At 63.2% G+C, this 15,880-nt stretch carries 12 protein-coding genes and 1 pseudogene; 4 read left to right on the top strand and 9 right to left on the bottom strand.

Features of this window, described 5'->3' with window-relative positions; translation table 11 throughout:
- The 6 genes and pseudogenes from IAE38_RS04765 to IAE38_RS24235 all read right to left on the bottom strand — a co-directional run.
- On the bottom strand, window positions 1-852 hold the full coding sequence (locus tag IAE38_RS04765) for a CAP domain-containing protein (protein WP_201161610.1): 852 nt from the start codon (window positions 850-852) through the stop codon (window positions 1-3).
- A 246-nt stretch (window positions 853-1,098) separates the two neighbouring features.
- A complete protein-coding gene (locus tag IAE38_RS04760) occupies window positions 1,099-2,016 on the bottom strand; it encodes an AEC family transporter (RefSeq protein WP_201216260.1) in 918 nt (305 codons plus the stop codon).
- A gap of 86 nt (window positions 2,017-2,102) precedes the next feature.
- Window positions 2,103-2,951 (bottom strand): ABC transporter permease, encoded by an 849-nt coding sequence (locus IAE38_RS04755; RefSeq protein WP_201216258.1) that lies wholly within the window; start codon window positions 2,949-2,951, stop codon window positions 2,103-2,105.
- A complete protein-coding gene (locus IAE38_RS04750; protein WP_201161613.1) occupies window positions 2,948-3,964 on the bottom strand; it encodes an ABC transporter substrate-binding protein in 1,017 nt (338 codons plus the stop codon). Before IAE38_RS04750 ends, IAE38_RS04755 begins: the two co-directional genes overlap by 4 nt.
- A 72-nt stretch (window positions 3,965-4,036) precedes the next feature.
- Window positions 4,037-4,792 (bottom strand): methyl-accepting chemotaxis protein, encoded by a 756-nt coding sequence (locus IAE38_RS24240; RefSeq protein ID WP_371262495.1) that lies wholly within the window; start codon window positions 4,790-4,792, stop codon window positions 4,037-4,039.
- Window positions 4,793-4,894: 102 nt separating this feature from the next.
- Window positions 4,895-5,860 (bottom strand): annotated as a pseudogene (locus IAE38_RS24235) (PDC sensor domain-containing protein); the annotation flags it as partial.
- Between the two features lie 535 nt (window positions 5,861-6,395).
- Between IAE38_RS24235 and IAE38_RS04740 the strand changes: the two are divergent.
- Window positions 6,396-7,715, top strand: coding sequence for a Na+/H+ antiporter family protein (locus IAE38_RS04740; RefSeq protein ID WP_201216256.1), 1,320 nt, complete (start codon window positions 6,396-6,398; stop codon window positions 7,713-7,715).
- A 9-nt stretch (window positions 7,716-7,724) separates the two neighbouring features.
- On the opposite strand, the gene IAE38_RS04735 is transcribed toward IAE38_RS04740, so the two are convergent.
- On the bottom strand, window positions 7,725-8,729 hold the full coding sequence (locus tag IAE38_RS04735; RefSeq protein WP_201216253.1) for a FecR family protein: 1,005 nt from the start codon (window positions 8,727-8,729) through the stop codon (window positions 7,725-7,727).
- A gap of 277 nt (window positions 8,730-9,006) precedes the next feature.
- Between IAE38_RS04735 and IAE38_RS04730 the strand changes: the two genes are divergently transcribed.
- Genes IAE38_RS04730 through IAE38_RS04720 form a run of 3 tightly spaced genes read left to right on the top strand, consistent with a single transcriptional unit; the run spans window position 9,007 to window position 12,236 of the window.
- Window positions 9,007-9,480 carry a MarR family winged helix-turn-helix transcriptional regulator gene (locus IAE38_RS04730; RefSeq protein WP_028633847.1) on the top strand — a complete coding sequence of 158 codons (474 nt, stop codon included), beginning with the start codon at window positions 9,007-9,009 and terminating at the stop codon, window positions 9,478-9,480.
- Window positions 9,481-9,510: 30 nt separating this feature from the next.
- Window positions 9,511-10,704, top strand: coding sequence for an HlyD family secretion protein (locus tag IAE38_RS04725; protein WP_201161617.1), 1,194 nt, complete (start codon window positions 9,511-9,513; stop codon window positions 10,702-10,704).
- Window positions 10,701-12,236 (top strand): DHA2 family efflux MFS transporter permease subunit, encoded by a 1,536-nt coding sequence (locus IAE38_RS04720; RefSeq protein WP_201216251.1) that lies wholly within the window; start codon window positions 10,701-10,703, stop codon window positions 12,234-12,236. Before IAE38_RS04725 ends, IAE38_RS04720 begins: the two co-directional genes overlap by 4 nt.
- A gap of 80 nt (window positions 12,237-12,316) precedes the next feature.
- Here IAE38_RS04720 and IAE38_RS04715 read toward each other — a convergent pair whose 3' ends face one another.
- A complete protein-coding gene (locus IAE38_RS04715; protein ID WP_442968261.1) occupies window positions 12,317-13,933 on the bottom strand; it encodes an ATP-binding protein in 1,617 nt (538 codons plus the stop codon).
- Window positions 13,934-14,444: 511 nt separating this feature from the next.
- Window positions 14,445-15,854 (bottom strand): GntR family transcriptional regulator MpaR, encoded by a 1,410-nt coding sequence (gene mapR / locus IAE38_RS04710; protein WP_201216247.1) that lies wholly within the window; start codon window positions 15,852-15,854, stop codon window positions 14,445-14,447.
- Between the last annotated feature and the right edge of the window lie 26 nt (window positions 15,855-15,880).

The raw sequence follows: 15,880 nt of genomic DNA, 5'->3' as shown, positions 1-15,880 counted from the left end.
TTACTGGGGGGTGCCGAACAGGCCGGTCCAATAAATGCCAGCATCGCTTTTCGGGTCGGTGGCATAGGCGGCGCCCAGGTCACGGAAGTCCGGGTTCATCAGGGTTGCGCAATGCCCAGGGCTGTCGAGCCAGCCTTGAACCACCTTTTGCGCAGTGTCGCGCCCAGCGGTGATGTTCTCACCAATCTGCTGGTACAGATACCCTGCCAGTTCGGCGCGATCACCCGGTGTACGGCCATCCTTGTCGATATGGTCGAAGAAGTTCTGGTTGGCCATGGCCCGCGTATGGTTGGCAGCCACTCCAGCCAGTACGGCGTTCCAGGTAAGTGGCGGCGCGGCGGCGAACGGCTGGCCACCGCACTGGCGCGGTTGCTGGCGTGCTGCATTGATTGCCTGCAGTACCTTCTGCCCTTCGGCCTGCCAGTCGCCAAGGCGACCGCTTAGCAGAGGGCGTGCCAGCACGATCCGCCAGTCTCGCCCTTCCTGGCTGACGCCGATGTCCACGAACTGCGGGTCGAGCACCACCTGGCAAAAGCTTTCTTCGATGGCATGCATGGCCGCACGGGCATCACGCGGGCCAGACAGGCTGATGGCCTGCACGTTGACCATGGGGTAGGCCGCACGGGTCATGGCCTGCTGCAGGTCGCGGGTGCCCTCCGGTGACAACGCCAGGCGTGTATCGCTGTTGAGCGGGGGAAGCTCCAGCGAAGCCTCCGTGCCACAGGACTGTGCCGTGCTGCGGTAGACATTGATCGAGTCGATCAGCTGCGCCTCTTCGCCGGTTACTGCCAGCGCTCCAGTCGAGACAAGCAGGCCCAGCGAAAAGGCAGCAACGGATGGCAGGACGCGCATGTGGATCTCCCTGTAACTGGCAGCGTCGTGGTTCGCGCTGCTCATCCTACACAAGCCCGGTGGTTTACGCCCGAGCCTGTGCAACCCATTGAACGGGTTGGCATGCACCGATGTGCCGTGAGTTTTACCCTAAGCGGCAATGGACCGCAGCCAGAGGCAAAAGTGCGATTGGGTGATCTGAAGGCGGCCGAGCTTGTGCAGCGATTCAGCGTGGCAGCACGTTCCCATAAGCGTCGGCCCAGCGGTTTAGTCGAGCGTCAGCATCAACACCACAGGCAGGGTCGCTGCAGCCGCCACTGTCTGCAGCGCGATGATGGTTGCCATCAGCGGTGCGTTGCCGCCCATCTGCCTGGCCATGACGTAGGAGGACGATGCGGTGGGTAGCGCCTGGAACAGCACCGCGACCACCGCCGCCTGGCCACTGAGGCCAAGCAGCCGGCACAACGCCCACGCCAACGTCGGCATGACCAGAAACTTGAAGCCAGACGCGGCCATCACAGGCCGCACCTGCTGGCCCATGCGCGCGCCGCCCAGCGCCGCGCCCACGCACAACAGCCCGAGTGGCAGCGCGGCCTGGCCCAGCGCCTTGACCGTAGGCTCGATGCCAGCGGGCAGGCCCAGGCCGGTGACCCGCAGTAGCAGCCCGCCAGCGCAGCCGATGATCAGCGGGTTGGCGAAGATCGCCCGTAACACCGTAAGGGGCGAGCTGTGGCGCGCGCTGAAGCGTGCGAACACCAGCACGCAAAGCAGGTTGACCAGGGGCACGATGGCCGCGTTGGCTACCGCCGCCAAGGCAATGCCGGCCGTGCCGTAAATGCCGGCGGCCAGGGTCGCCCCAATGTAGTTGTTGAAGCGCACCCCGCCCTGAAAGACAGACGTGAAGTCAGCGCCGTCGTGCTGGCTGATGCCTTGGTACAGCATCAACAGCCCTGCGCCGGCTACGGTCGAAAGCATCAACACCGCCACCATGCCCAACACCGGCACGCCATCAAGGTTGGCGGTGGCCAGCCCATGTAGAAACAGCGAGGGCAGCAGTACGTAGTAGCTCAGGCGTTCGGCACCCGGCCAGAAACCGTCGGCCAGGAACCCCCTGATGCGCAGAAAGGTGCCCAAGGCGATCAACAGGATGATCGGCAACAGCGTGGTCAGCAGCAAGTGCAGCATGTTCGGTGATCCGTGGCCGGGTACGGCGCATAGCGTACCGGTTGCGCGCAGGCTTTAGAAACGCCGAAAACGCTTTGGTCGCTGCGTCAGCGCCGCCCGCGGCCGTAAGCCTGGCTGATGCGGTCGATCACCATGGCAAGCGCCACAATGGCCAGCCCCGCTTCCATGCCCTGGCCAACGTTCAGCGTCTGGATGCCCGCCAGCACGTCCTCGCCCAGCCCCCGTGCCCCGATCATTGAGGCCACCACCACCATCGACAGGGCCATCATCACCGACTGGTTGAGGCCGGCCATGATGCTCGGCAGTGCCAGCGGCAGTGCGATGCGCCGCAACCGCTGCCAGCGGCTGGCGCCCAGCCCATGTGCGGCTTGCAGCAGCGAAGGGTCGATCTGGGCCAGGCCTAGTTGGGTCAGGCGCACCAGCGGTGGCAGGGCGTAGATCAGGGTGGCGAACACCGCAGGCACTTTGCCCAGGCCGAACAGCATCAGCACGGGGATCAGGTAGACGAACGCCGGCAGTGTCTGCATCACGTCCAGCACCGGCATGATCAGCCGCCGGGCCAGTGGGCGTGCGGCCAGCAGAATACCGAGCGGTACACCGATCAGCACGCACAGGCCGGTGCTCACCAGCACCAGGGCAAGGGTTTGCAGCAGCTTGTCCCACAGCCCGAGCATGCCTATCAGCGCCAGCAACGCCACAAGCACCAGGCTTCGCACACCGCTGCGGGTGGCGTGCCATGCCACCAAGCCCACCAGTGACAGCAGCAGCCACCAGGGCAGCAGGCGCAACAGGTTTTCCAACCCGACCAGCACCTGCAGCAGTTGGTCGGACACCGCGCGCAGGTGGTCGCCATAGTTCAGTACCAGCCAGTCCACCAGCCTGTTGATGCCGTCGGCAAATGAGAACTGCAACGCTTGTGGAAAGCCCTCACTCACAGGCTGGCCTCGACCTTGGCCGCGATGTCTGCAGGCAGCCACGCTTTCCACACTGCCGGGTTGTCGCGCATGAACGCCAGTGCAGCTTCCCGTGGTGGTGTGCGTTTCTCGCTCATGCTTGCCAGGGTGCGGTTAAGCAGGTCAATGGGCAAATCGACCTGCTCGAACACCTTCACCAGGTCGGGGTAGTTGTCACGGAACGCCTTGGACACCCCGATCGACAGCTTGGCCGGCAATGAACTGCTGCCCTTGGGCGCCGGGTTGGCGGCATCGGTGAGCGTTGCCCAGGCCTGGGCGTCGAAGGGCGGTTCCTGTAGCCGAATGAGCTTGTACCGGCCCATCAACGGGGTAGGGTTCCAGTAATAGAACAGCACCGGCTGGCCACGGCGGATCGCCGAGCCGATTTCGGCATCCATCGCTGCGCCCGAGCCGCTGCGGAAATTGCTGTACAGGTCGTTCAGGCCGTAGGCCTTGAGCTTCTGGCTGTTGACGGTTTCAGACGTCCAGCCGCTGGGGCTGTTGAGGAAGCGCCCCTTGCCTGGCGCCTCGGGGTCGCGGAACACCTGAGGGTACTGTTTCAGGTCCTCGACACTGCGCAACTGTGGCGCCAGGGGTTTGATATTGCGTGCGGTGTCACCTTCGACCACATAGGCCGGTACCCACCAGCCTTCCTCGGCATGCTTCACGGTGTCGCCCAGTGCGAACACCTGCCCGGCCTGCTCAGCCTTGACCCAGGCCGGGCTACGGCCAGCCCATTCTTCGGCGATCACTTGCAGGTCGTTGCGCGCCAGGGCCACTTCCATGCTGACGGTACTGCCGGGCAGGGTGTCGGTGGCATGGCCGTAACCACGCTCGGCGATCACGCGAAGCAATTCGGTGGTGAATGCGCCGCTTTCCCAGCCAATGGCGCCGAAGTGGATCGGTGCTTGCGGTGGCGCTGCCGCTGCACTGTCTGCACTGGCCAGCCCTAGCGCCAGCAGCGCCCCCAATAGCAGCGTTGGGCCTTTCTTCATGAACACCTCGTCGTCTACGGCACCTTGGGAATGGGGCAAGTGTAGACGACGAGATGAACAGCCCTGGCAGGCTTAGACGCGGAACTGGTCCATCAGCGCCTGCTGCTGGTTGGCCAGACTGTTGAGCGATTGGCTCACGCGCGCTGATTCGTTGGCCTGGCCAGACAGCGATTCGGTGACGTCGCGAATGGTCGCCACGTTGCTGTTGATTTCCTCGGCCACCGCGCTTTGCTCTTCAGCGGCCGAGGCAATCTGCAGGTTCATGTCGGTAATCACCGTGACCGCCTGGCCAATGCGCTGCAGCGCGGTAACCGCCTGACCCACCTGCTGCACACCGCTTTGGGCCTGGCGATGACTATTGTCCATGGCGCCTACCACCTCACGGGTGCCGTCCTGCAGCGCTTCGATCACCTGGCGGGTTTCCTCCACCGACTGCTGGGTGCGCTGGGCGAGGTTGCGCACTTCGTCGGCGACTACGGCAAAGCCACGCCCGGCCTCGCCGGCGCGGGCGGCTTCAATGGCGGCGTTGAGCGCCAGCAGGTTGGTCTGTTCGGCAATGGAGCGGATCACTTCCAGCACCGAGCCAATCTTCTCGCTGTTCTGCGCCAGGCCTTGCACCTCGGCCATGGCGCCGCTCATGTCCGATGCCAGGGCATCGATGCTGTGGGTGGTGCGCTCGATCACCGCCAGGCCCTCGCGGGTGGCCTGGTCGGCCTCGCGTGCAGCCTGGGCGGCCTGCGCAGCGCTGCGCGCCACATCCTGGGCGGTTGCGCTCATCTCGTGGGAGGCGGTGGCCACCTGATCGACCTGGCGATACTGCTGCTCCATCCCGGCGCTGGTTTCAGTGGCGATGGCCGACGACTGGTCGGCGGTGGAACGGGCAGCATGCACCGACTCCTTCACCTCGGCGATGGTCGGCTGCAACTTGTCCAGGAACCGGTTGAACCAGCCGGCCAGCTCCCCCAGTTCATCCTGCTTCTGGTAGGTCAGGCGGCGGGTCAGGTCACCTTCGCCGCTGGCGATGTCCTTGAGCATCGCGGCCACGCCCAGAATCGGCCGGGTCACCCCGCGTGCCATCAGCCACACCAGCAGCAACCCCAGAATCGCGGCGGCAAGGCCCAGGCCGAGTTCCAGCAGGGTGCCGCTGGTATTCAGCGCATCCAGCTCCTGCTTCAGGGTTTCGGCGGGGCCGGTCAGGGCGTTCTCCGGCACATCCAGCAGCACGCCCCAGGGCTTGGCGTCGGGGATGGGGCGGAAGGCCGCCAGCACCTTGAGGCGCTGGCGGTCGTTAAGAATGACCATCTTGCCATCGGCCAGCTTGCGTACCAGTTCGGCGCCCTTGGCGGTATCAACCTGGTCGAAGCGCTGGGCCAGTTTGCTGGCGTCGGCGCTGTAGCCGGCCAGCAAGCCCACAGGGCTGAGGATGCCCACCGTGGTACGGCCTTCGTAGAGGCTGGCACTGGCTTCCTGGCTCAGCGCCTGCAAACTGTTCAGGTTGATGTCGGCCGAGAGCGTGGCGATGATCTTGCCGTCTACCGTGAGCGGGAACACGATGCTGGTCATCAGCACCTGCTGGCCGTCGATATCGTAGAAGTAGGGCTCTACCACGCAGACCTTGCCGGTGGTGCGCGGGCACACCCACCAGGTATTGGCGGGCTGGCCGCTGGGGCCGATGTCGGTGTCGGCCATGTCGTGCTCCGGGAGCGCCATGGACGTCAGCTGACCGGCGCGCGGCTGCGACCAGTACAGGGCAAAGCGCCCGGTTTCGTTGCTGCCCAGCTCCGGCTTGCCGGCAAACAGGCTGTCCTTGTTGTCCAGCGCATTGGGCTCGAACACCAGTGACAGCCCGAGCAGTTCAGGGTTTGCCTGCAGCGCGGCGCGTACCTGGCGGGTCATGTCTTCACGCAGGTCGAACGCATCAAGGAAGCGTTTTTCCGCCTGCTCGCGCAGGAACAGCACCTGGCGGGCAAACCCGGCACCGTATTGGTAGGCGTCCATAAACTGGCGGCGGATGTTCAGTGCCTGCACTTCACCCTGGGATTCGATGCGCGATTGGGCCGACTCGGTCAGCATCTGCATGCTGCTGGCCTTCACTAGGTCGGAGCTGTGGTCCATGCGGTACAGCGACAGGCCGACGAGCAGGGTGACGATGCCTGCCAGGCACAGGCCGGCAAGCAGGGTGATCTTCCATTGGATGGAAAGTTGTCGCAAAGGCATGGGGCGTGTCCCTTTTCTAAGAGTAAGGGTTATGGCTTCGAAGGGGCGCTTCGCAGCCCCACAGGGCTATCGGCGTCAATAGCGCTTTCTTTATTCAAACGTTCAATTTAACCGAATGGCCGCGGGTAAAACGCCGCAACATGGCGTTTTTGACATCTGCGGCTCACTGCTTCAGAGTGCGCGCTTTTTTTCCGTCGTTATGAGGTAAGCCAACATGAATGCAGTGATCGCCGCGGTCGGCATCATGCTGATACTCAGCCTGTCCCGCGTGCACGTGGTCATCGCCCTGATCATCGGTGCCCTGGTGGGCGGGCTGGTCGGTGGCCTGGGCATCGACGGTACCCTCAAGGCCTTCAACGGTGGCCTGGGAGGAGGGGCTACGGTGGCGCTGTCGTATGCCTTGCTGGGCGCCTTTGCCGTGGCCATTGCCAAATCCGGGCTGGCCCACGCGCTGGCCGACCGGGCACTGGCCATGATCGACCGGCAGGGGCATGCCAATGGCGGCAAGGTAAAGTGGCTGATGATCGGCCTGATGCTGGTGGTTGCCGTGTGTTCGCAGAACATCCTGCCCATTCATATTGCCTTCATCCCCCTGCTGGTGCCGCCGCTGCTGTATGTGCTTACCCGCCTGCGCATCGACCGTCGGCTGATTGCCTGCGTCATCACCTTTGGCCTTATTACCCCTTACATCTTCCTGCCCGTGGGGTTTGGCAACATCTTCCTCAACCAGATTCTGCTGGCCAACGTGGCCCGCGCCGGCGTGGACATCACTGGCCTCGATGTCACCCATGCCATGGCCATCCCAGCGGCAGGCATGCTGGTAGGCCTGTTGACGGCAGTGTTCATCAGCTATCGAAAGAAGCGTGACTACGACCTGGCGCGCATCGAGCAGGTGGAGCAGGTGAGCGTGCAGTACAACCCCATGACGCTGCTGGTCGCCGGGGTGGCGATCGTCGCCGCCTTCATCGTGCAACTGGTGCTGGACTCGATGATCATCGGGGCCATGGCAGGCTTCCTGATTTTCTCGCTGTCAGGCATCGTCAAATGGCGGGATACCGATGACCTGTTCACCGAAGGCATGAAGATGATGGCCATGATTGGTTTCATCATGATTACGGCGTCGGGCTTTGCCGAGGTGATGAAGGCCACCGGGGAAGTGAAGAGCCTGGTGGAAGCGGCGGCGCAGTGGATCGATCACAGCAAGGGTATCGGTGCCCTGCTGATGCTGTTGGTTGGCCTGTTGGTCACCATGGGCATTGGCTCGTCGTTTTCCACCGTGCCGATCCTGGCAGCGATCTTCGTGCCGCTGTGTGTTCAGTTGGGGTTCGACCCACTGGCCACGGTGTGCATCGTGGGCACCGCCGGGGCCTTGGGAGATGCTGGCTCGCCGGCCTCCGACTCAACCCTGGGCCCGACCTCGGGGCTGAATGTGGACGGGCAGCACCATCATATCTGGGACACGGTGGTACCGACCTTCATCCACTACAACTTGCCGCTGCTGGCATTCGGCTGGCTGGCGGCAATGACGTTGTAGGGGAGGGCGTCAGCCCTTGCGCGGGGGTGGCGAAATGCGGTTGAGCACGGTGCTGCCATCCTTGCTGCGGGTCAGGTAAACCGGCAGCACTTTGGGCAGGTTATTGACCAGTTGCCCGACTTCGCGGGTGTTGTACACGCCGCTGATGCGGATGTGCCCCGTACCGGCATCGGCAAGGCGCAACGGTTTGTCCAGGTAGCGGTTGATCATGGGCAGCGCCTGCTCCAGGCTGATGCTGTCCAGTACCAGCTTGCCGCTGCGCCAGGCCAGCGTGTTGGCAAAGTCATCAGGCTGCTCCAGTTGCGGCTCGAAGTCGCCCTGGCGGTAATTGGCCTGCATGCCTGGGCCCAGGCGGTAGCCGCCGCTGCCGTCGCTGGATACCAGCACCGAACCTTCCACCAGGGTCACCTTCACCTGATCCTGATACTTCCATACATTGAATTGAGTGCCGGTGACGCGAGTCTGCCCGTTCCCCGCACGTACGATGAACGGGTGGCTGCTGTCGTGTTGCACGCTGAAGAACGCTTCACCACGCTTGAGGGTGACCTGACGCTGGTCCTTGAAGTTGAGGTAGGTCAGTTCGGTGTTGAGGTTGAGCTGCACCGTGCTGCCGTCGCTCAACTGCACGGTCTGCATGTGATCGCCAGCCTCGAGGTGCTGGTAATGGTTGGGCAGCCAGCCTTGCTCCCAGCCCATCCATCCGGCCAGCGGCAGCGCCGCCAGCGCGATGGCCGCTGCGCAGGCCTGGGTTCGCCAGCGGCGTACCCGTGCTGGCCGGCCTGATCGGTTGGGTGATGCCGCTACATCGTACCTGCGGGGCAGCAGGTCAGCGGTTTCCCAGATCTCCAGCATTGCCTTGTATTCCACAGCGTGCCGTGGGTCTGCCGCCAGCCAGTGGGCGAATGCCTCCCGCTCGGCGGCCTGGCAATCATCGGCATGCAGGCGCATGCACCAGTGCGCCGCAGCATCGGTGATGGCGTCATCAGGGCGTTTATTGGGGAGGTCTTGGTTCATTGCAGCTCCGGGTTTTGCGCATTCTAACCTTGCGCTGGGCTAGACGAGAACCGGAGTAATGGCGAATCAAAATCATTTATTTCGATTTTTCGCCGAATCTGACGATATTTACCGCGTTTGAGAACCCTTCGCGTGGAAAAAGCCCATCGCATGCAGGGGTATAAGACGCTATCCGCGCGTACCCGCAAAAATGAAATTTACGTAGCTCGCTAATCAAGGCTTTGACATTAACTGCCTAGGCAGTAATATTTTCACATAATTGCCTGAGCGAGCACCCATGGCTCATTTTTCACCAGAGAATTTCCAGACCTGTGCCATCGGCATGCTGCTTGGCCGATCGGCCATTCTCAAGGACCGCATCCTCGACTGGCACCTCGAGTCAGAAGGCGTGACGGCTGCACAGTTCAAGGTGCTGATCATCGTGACCCAGTATCAGGTCGATACCCCGGCTGAGTTGTGCCGTTACCTGGGGCTGGACAGCGGGTCGATGACCCGCATGCTCGACCGGCTTGAGCAGAAGGAGCTGCTGATGCGCACGCGCTGCCCGGACGATCGTCGCCAGGTGCGCATCGCCCTGACCGAAGACGGCCAGCGCCTGGCCGACCGCCTGCCGGAGATTGGCGCCGCGGCCATGAACGAGCTGTGCGGCGTGCTGGCGCCCAACGAGCTGAAAACGCTCGAAAGCCTGCTGGCCAAGATTCTGCTGAACGCTGGCGACCCATTGACGGTCCGTCGCTTTGGCGACCGTTGAACCCTGCCACCTCTTCTTCAAGGTACCGTCATGGAAACCTCCACAGACACCCAGAACCCTCCCGAAGCGCCCCAGTCGTCGCGCAAGCGCAAGGTCTGGCTGTTGGGCCTGTTGCTGTTGGTCATACTGGCTGGCCTGGGGACCTGGGCGTGGTACAGCCTGGTTGGCCGCTGGTACGAGAGCACCGATGACGCCTACGTCAACGGCAACGTGGTGGAGATCACGCCACTGGTCACAGGCACTGTCACCAGCATCGGGGCCGATGACGGTGACCTGGTGCACGCCGGCCAGGTGTTGCTGCAGTTCGACCCGTCCGACAGCGAGGTCGCGTTGCAGTCTGCTCAGGCCAACCTGGCGCGCACCGTTCGCCAGGTGCGCGGCCTGTACAGCAACGTCGATTCGCTCAAGGCCCAACTGGACACCCGCCAGGCCGAGCTGCGCAAGGCCCAGCAGGATTTCAACCGGCGCAAGGTACTGGCTGACAGCGGCGCCATCGCCGCTGAAGAGCTGTCCCATGCCCGCGACGACCTGAGCGTGGCCCAGGCCGCGGTCAACAGTGCCCGCCAGCAGCTCAGCACCAGCACGGCGTTGGTTGACGACACCGAGGTGGCTTCGCACCCCGAGGTCATGGCCGCCGCCGCCGACCTGCGCAAGGCCTACCTGGACCATGCCCGTACCACGCTGGTGGCGCCGGTCACCGGCTATGTGGCCAAGCGCACCGTGCAGTTGGGGCAGCGGCTGCAGCCGGGCACCGCCACCATGGCGGTGATACCGCTGGACCAGGTGTGGATCGATGCCAACTTCAAGGAAACCCAGCTGCGCCAGATGCGCATTGGCCAGCCGGTGGAAATCAGCGCCGACCTGTATGGTGGCGCGGTCACCTACACAGGCACTGTGGACAGCCTGGGCGCTGGCACCGGCAGCGCCTTTGCGCTGCTGCCCGCACAAAACGCCACGGGCAACTGGATCAAGATCGTTCAGCGCGTGCCGGTGCGCATTCACATCAACCCCGAACAGCTCAGGGATCACCCGCTGCGCATCGGCCTGTCCACGGTGGCCGAGGTCGACCTGCATGACCAGAGCGGCCCCGCCCTGGCCCAGCAACCGCCGCAGCAGGCCAGCTACACCACGCAAGTCTACGATCGCCAGTTGGGAGAGGCAGACAAGCTGATCGCCCAACTGATCCGTGACAACAGCGCACCTGGCAAGACGGCCCAGCGATGAGCAATAACGCCGCGGCCCAGTTCACCCCGCCCAGCCTGTTGCTGACCACGATCGGGCTGTCGCTGGCAACGTTCATGCAGGTGCTTGACACCACCATCGCCAACGTTGCCTTGCCGACCATTTCCGGCAACCTGGGGGTCAGTTACGAGCAGGGCACCTGGGTCATCACCTCGTTTGCGGTGAGCAATGCGATTGCCCTGCCACTCACCGGCTGGCTGAGCCGCCGGTTCGGCGAGGTGAAGCTGTTCCTGTGGGCGACGCTGCTGTTCGTGCTGGCGTCGTTTCTGTGCGGCATTGCCCAGTCGATGCCTGAACTGGTGGGCTTCCGGGTGCTGCAGGGGGTAGTGGCGGGGCCGTTGTATCCGATGACCCAGACGTTGCTGATTGCAGTGTACCCACCGGCCAAACGGGGGATGGCACTGGCCCTGCTGGCGATGGTCACGGTGGTGGCGCCCATCGCCGGGCCCATACTGGGTGGCTGGATCACCGACAGTTACAGCTGGCCGTGGATCTTTTTCATCAACATACCCATTGGCCTGTTCGCGGCGGCAGTGGTGCGCCAGCAAATGCGCACCCGGCCGGTGGTGACCAGCCGGCAACCGATGGACTATATCGGCCTGCTGACGTTGATCGTAGGTGTCGGGGCGTTGCAGGTGGTGCTGGACAAGGGTAATGACCTGGACTGGTTCGAGTCATCGTTCATCATCATCGGCAGCCTGATTTCGGTGGTGTTCCTGGCGATTTTTGTCATCTGGGAGCTCACTGACCGGCATCCGGTGGTCAACCTGCGCCTGTTTGTGCACCGCAACTTCCGCGTGGGCACTATCGTGCTGGTGGGGGGGTATGCGGGGTTCTTCGGTATCAACCTGATCTTGCCGCAATGGTTGCAGACGCAGATGGGCTACACCGCGACCTGGGCGGGCCTGGCGGTGGCGCCTATTGGCCTGTTGCCGGTGATCATGTCGCCGTTCGTGGGCAAGTATGCGCACCGTTTTGATTTGCGGGTACTGGCGGGGCTGGCGTTTCTAGCCATCGGCGCCAGCTGTTACATGAGGGCGGGGTTCACCAGCGAGGTGGACTTCCAGCACGTGGCGCTGGTGCAGCTGTTCATGGGGATTGGGGTGGCGTTGTTCTTCATGCCGACGTTGAGCATTTTGTTGTCTGACCTGCCGCCGCACCAGATCGCCGATGGGTCGGGCTTGGCGACGTTCCTGCGCACACTGGGGGGGAGCTTCGCGGCGTCGTTGACGACCTGGATATGGATCCGTCGGGCGGACCAGCACCATGCTTATCTGAGCGAGCACATCAGCCAGTTCGACCCGGCCACGCGGCATGCGCTCGAGCGGTTGGGAGGGGCGGATTTGCACAGCTATGCCCAGTTGGAGCAAATGCTCAATGGCCAGGCTTACATGATGTCGACGGTGGATTACTTTACGTTGATGACGTGGGTGTTTGCGGGCCTGATCTTGTTGGTATGGTTCGCCAAACCGCCGTTTACGGCGAAAGCGGGGCCGGGGGCTGGTGGGCATTGATGGTATGCCTCTGGTTGCTCACTTCAATCACCCACATCAAACAAGCTTGAAGCTTGAAGCTTGAAGTACTTTCGTGGACCTCAGTGGCGGCCGCTGATTGGCCTCCGGTCTGCCAGTAGCAGCCTGACCTGTTCGCTAAGCGCCGTCAGGGCGAAAGGTTTGCACAATATGGCGGCGCGCTGCGAAGGCGGAAGGTTGACCTGCTCGCTGGTGTAGCCCGTGATGTACAGCACGGCTGCATCACCGGGCATCGCCATCGCCAGCTGCTTACCGTCTACGCCGCCGGGCAAGCCGATGTCGGTAATCAGCAAGGCTGGCTGCAGCCCACCCTGCAGGGCGGCCAGCGCATCCCGCCCGCTGGAGTAGGTATAGACCGTATGCCCCTGGTGATCGAGCAATTCCTCGATCACCAGGCGCAACGTGTGCTCGTCCTCCACCAACATGATCAGGTGGTTAGGCGCGGGGCAGTGGGATTGCGCAGGTTCCGGCGTAACCGCCATTGCCAGGGTCGCCTCGTTGTCCTTGGGCAGGTAGATGTCGATGCAGGTGCCTGACCCTACCACACTCTTGATGTTCATCTGGCCGCCGGACTGGCGGATGAAGCCATACACCATCGACAGCCCAAGCCCAGAACCCTGGCCCAGCGGCTTGGTGGTGAAAAACGGCTCCATAGCGCGTTCGAGCACTTCATTGGGCATCCCGATACCACTGTCGCTGACCCGTATCTGCACGTAATCGCCGGCGGGTAGGTGCAGGCGTTGGGCTTGCAGTGCATCGACCGCCGTATTGGTGCTGCGGATGGATAACCGGCCACCCAGCGGCATGGCATCGCGGGCGTTGATGCACAGGTTGAGCAATGCGTTTTCCAACTGCGGCGGGTCGATGGAAATCAACCACTGGCCTGGGCAGGTGCTGTCCTCGAAATCGATGTTGGCGTGCAGCGAGCTTTTGATCAGGTCGTGCATGCCAACGACCAGTTGGTGCACGTCCACAGGTTGCGGCATGAGGGTTTGCTGGCGTGCAAAGGTCAGCAGCCGTTGCACAAGGGCCGCGGCGCGTTGGGTGTCCTGCCTGGCCAGGCCGATGAGCCGCGAGGCGTCGGGGTAACGGCCTTCATCCTGACGCTGGGCGGCAATTTCCAGCGCGCCGGTAATACTGCCCAGCAAGTTGTTGAAATCATGGGAAATACCCCCGGTCAACTGGCCGACTGCCTCAAGCTTTTGTGAATGGCGCAGGGTTTCTTCGACCTGGCGCAGGCGCGCCTGCTCGGCAACGCGCTCGGTGATGTCATAGGCAAACAAAAAACCGCCCTGGATGGCGTTGTCGGCGTCACGCAGCGGGTTGTAGCGCACCTCGTAATGGCGCTGGGCATCGGGCTGCCCTATGGCCACCGTGTCGACGAACGATTCGCCGGCGAGAATCCTCGGCCACAACAGTTTCAACCGGCTGATGATGTCAGGCTGATGGGCAAGAAAGCGCGGGATATGTTCACCGACCTTGGGCACCACGCCGCGCCAGCGCATGAAGGTCTCCTGCGCCGTGCGGTTGATGGCCAACAGCCGGAAGGTCCGGTCCGCAGCAAACACGTTGGCGACACTGTGGTCCACCAACTCACCCAGCAATTTGCTGTTGGCCTGCGCCCTGCCGACTTTCTGGGCCAGCTCCTTGTTGAGCGCCTGTAATTGGTCAACCGCCATCTGCTCGCCTGGTGTGCCGGTGAAAATCACCAGCACGCGCTTGCTGCAGGCAGGCTCCAGGCGGTGCACCGACAGGTTGAGCCAGCGGTCCGACACGGCAAGCCGCTCCACGAAGCGCACAGACTGGCCGGACCGGGCCACTTCTGCAAAATGAGGTAGCCAACTGTCCACCTCGTCGGGGATGGTTTCGCGGGCCGTCAGGCCAAGGTGCTTGGGGTGATTGGTGTGGCGCACGCACGCTTCGTTGGCCAGCACGTGCCGGTAGTCGTAGTACTGGCCGCGTTCATCCTCCAGCAGTTCGAGCACACAGAGGCCTTCGTCCATGTTGCCGGCAAGGGCGTCGAAGCTGGCAGCCTTGAGCCTGAGTTGCTCATTTTCGGCCTCCAGTGTGTGCAACCTTGCTTGCAGCTGCTCCATACAGCCCATGGCGTTATCTGCTGGCATGCTAAGTGTCCGGCCGGTTAAGTCAGACAACTATAGCTGGCCGCCACCCCACCATGGGCTGCCTGTATCAAAACGAGGCGATGATGCGGCCCAGGGTGGCCATGGCCTGCTCGGCATCGTCACCCCAGGCGCTGCCGTAGTTCAGGCGTATGCAGTTGCCGAAGCGCCGTGTGGGCGAGAATATCGGCCCTGGCGCAATGCTGATGCCTTGGGCCAGGGCCATGTGGAACAGCTTCAGTGCGTCTATCTGCTCAGGCAGTTCCAGCCACAGGAAATACCCGCCTGCCGGCTGGCTGACCCGCGTCTGGGCTGGGAAGTAGCGCCCAATGGCTGCCAGCATGCTGGCTTGCTGGCCCTCCAGTGCGTAGCGCAGCTTGCGCAGGTGACGGTCGTAGCCGCCATGCTGCAGGTAATCGGCAATCGCCGCCTGGGCGGGCATCGAGGCGCACAGCGAGGTCATCAGTTTCAGCCGCTCGATCTTCTGCGCGAAGCGGCCGGCTGCCACCCAGCCGATGCGGTAGCCCGGGGCCAGGCTTTTGGCGAACGACCCGCAGTGCATGACCAGGCCCTGGGTGTCGAAGGCCTTGGCCGGCTTAGGTGCCTGCTGTGCGTAGTAGAGTTCTGCGTAGACATCGTCCTCGATCAGCGGTACCTGGTGGCGGGTAATCAGTTCCACCAACGCCTGCTTCTTGGCCTCCGGCATGCTGGCACCTACCGGGTTCTGAAAGGTGGTCATGCACCACACCGCCTTGACCGGGTGTTTTTCCAAGGTCTGGGCCAAGATCCCGAGGTCCATGCCCTCACGCGGGTGCACCGGGATTTCCACCGCTTTGAGCTTTAGCCGCTCCAGCACCTGCAAGCAGGCGTAGAAGGCGGGGGCTTCGATGGCGACCAGGTCACCCGGCTGGGTGACTGCCTGCAGGCACAAATTCAGGGCTTCCAGGGCGCCATTGGTGATCAGCAGCTCTTCCATGGGCAGCATCAGGCCGCCGACCATGTAGCGCAGGGCGATCTGCCGGCGCAATTGTGGGTTGCCCGGTGACAGGTCGGTGACCACCATGCGCGGGTCCATGCTGCGGCTGGCGCTGGCCAGTGAGCGTGACAGACGTTGCAGTGGGAACAGTTCGGGGCTTGGGAACGCCGACCCGAACGGCACGGTGTGCGGGTCCTTGATCGAATCGAGGATCGAGAACACCAGCCCACTGACGTCCACGTCGGTGGACTCGCTGGCCGGTTGCAATGCCTGCGGCTCGCTGAACTGTCGCGGGGCGTGGGCGTTGACGAAGTAACCGGAGCGCGGTCGGGCACGGATCAGCCCGCGGCGCTCCAGCAGGTAATACGCCTGGAACACCGTGGAAGGGCTTACCCCGTGGGTCTGGCTGGCATAGCGTACCGAAGGGACGCGCTGGCCGGGGCCCAACACCCCGGAGCGGATCAGTTCGGCAATGTCGTCGGCGAAGCGTTCGTAACGTTTCATTCTGGCCTTCTGTCGAAGCCTGGCAG

The sequence above is a fragment of the Pseudomonas sp. S32 genome, from assembly GCF_016648095.1.
GTDB classification, from domain to species: domain Bacteria; phylum Pseudomonadota; class Gammaproteobacteria; order Pseudomonadales; family Pseudomonadaceae; genus Aquipseudomonas; species Aquipseudomonas parafulva.
Note: the sequence above shows the minus strand (reverse complement) of the source record. Positions and strands in the feature narration are given on the sequence as shown.

Bases quoted from the DNA above. Each gene is read 5' to 3' on its own strand.
- IAE38_RS04730 (WP_028633847.1), top strand. From the start codon at position 9,007: ATGGCTCATTTTTCACCAGAGAATTTCCAGACCTGTGCCATCGGCATG.
- IAE38_RS04765 (WP_201161610.1), bottom strand. From the start codon at position 852: ATGCGCGTCCTGCCATCCGTTGCTGCCTTTTCGCTGGGCCTGCTTGTC.
- IAE38_RS04735 (WP_201216253.1), bottom strand. From the start codon at position 8,729: ATGAACCAAGACCTCCCCAATAAACGCCCTGATGACGCCATCACCGAT.
- IAE38_RS04740 (WP_201216256.1), top strand. From the start codon at position 6,396: ATGAATGCAGTGATCGCCGCGGTCGGCATCATGCTGATACTCAGCCTG.
- IAE38_RS04725 (WP_201161617.1), top strand. From the start codon at position 9,511: ATGGAAACCTCCACAGACACCCAGAACCCTCCCGAAGCGCCCCAGTCG.
- IAE38_RS04760 (WP_201216260.1), bottom strand. From the start codon at position 2,016: ATGCTGCACTTGCTGCTGACCACGCTGTTGCCGATCATCCTGTTGATC.
- mapR (WP_201216247.1), bottom strand. From the start codon at position 15,854: ATGAAACGTTACGAACGCTTCGCCGACGACATTGCCGAACTGATCCGC.
- IAE38_RS24240 (WP_371262495.1), bottom strand. From the start codon at position 4,792: ATGGAGCAGCAGTATCGCCAGGTCGATCAGGTGGCCACCGCCTCCCAC.
- IAE38_RS04720 (WP_201216251.1), top strand. From the start codon at position 10,701: ATGAGCAATAACGCCGCGGCCCAGTTCACCCCGCCCAGCCTGTTGCTG.
- IAE38_RS04750 (WP_201161613.1), bottom strand. From the start codon at position 3,964: ATGAAGAAAGGCCCAACGCTGCTATTGGGGGCGCTGCTGGCGCTAGGG.
- IAE38_RS04715 (WP_442968261.1), bottom strand. From the start codon at position 13,933: ATGGCGGTTGACCAATTACAGGCGCTCAACAAGGAGCTGGCCCAGAAA.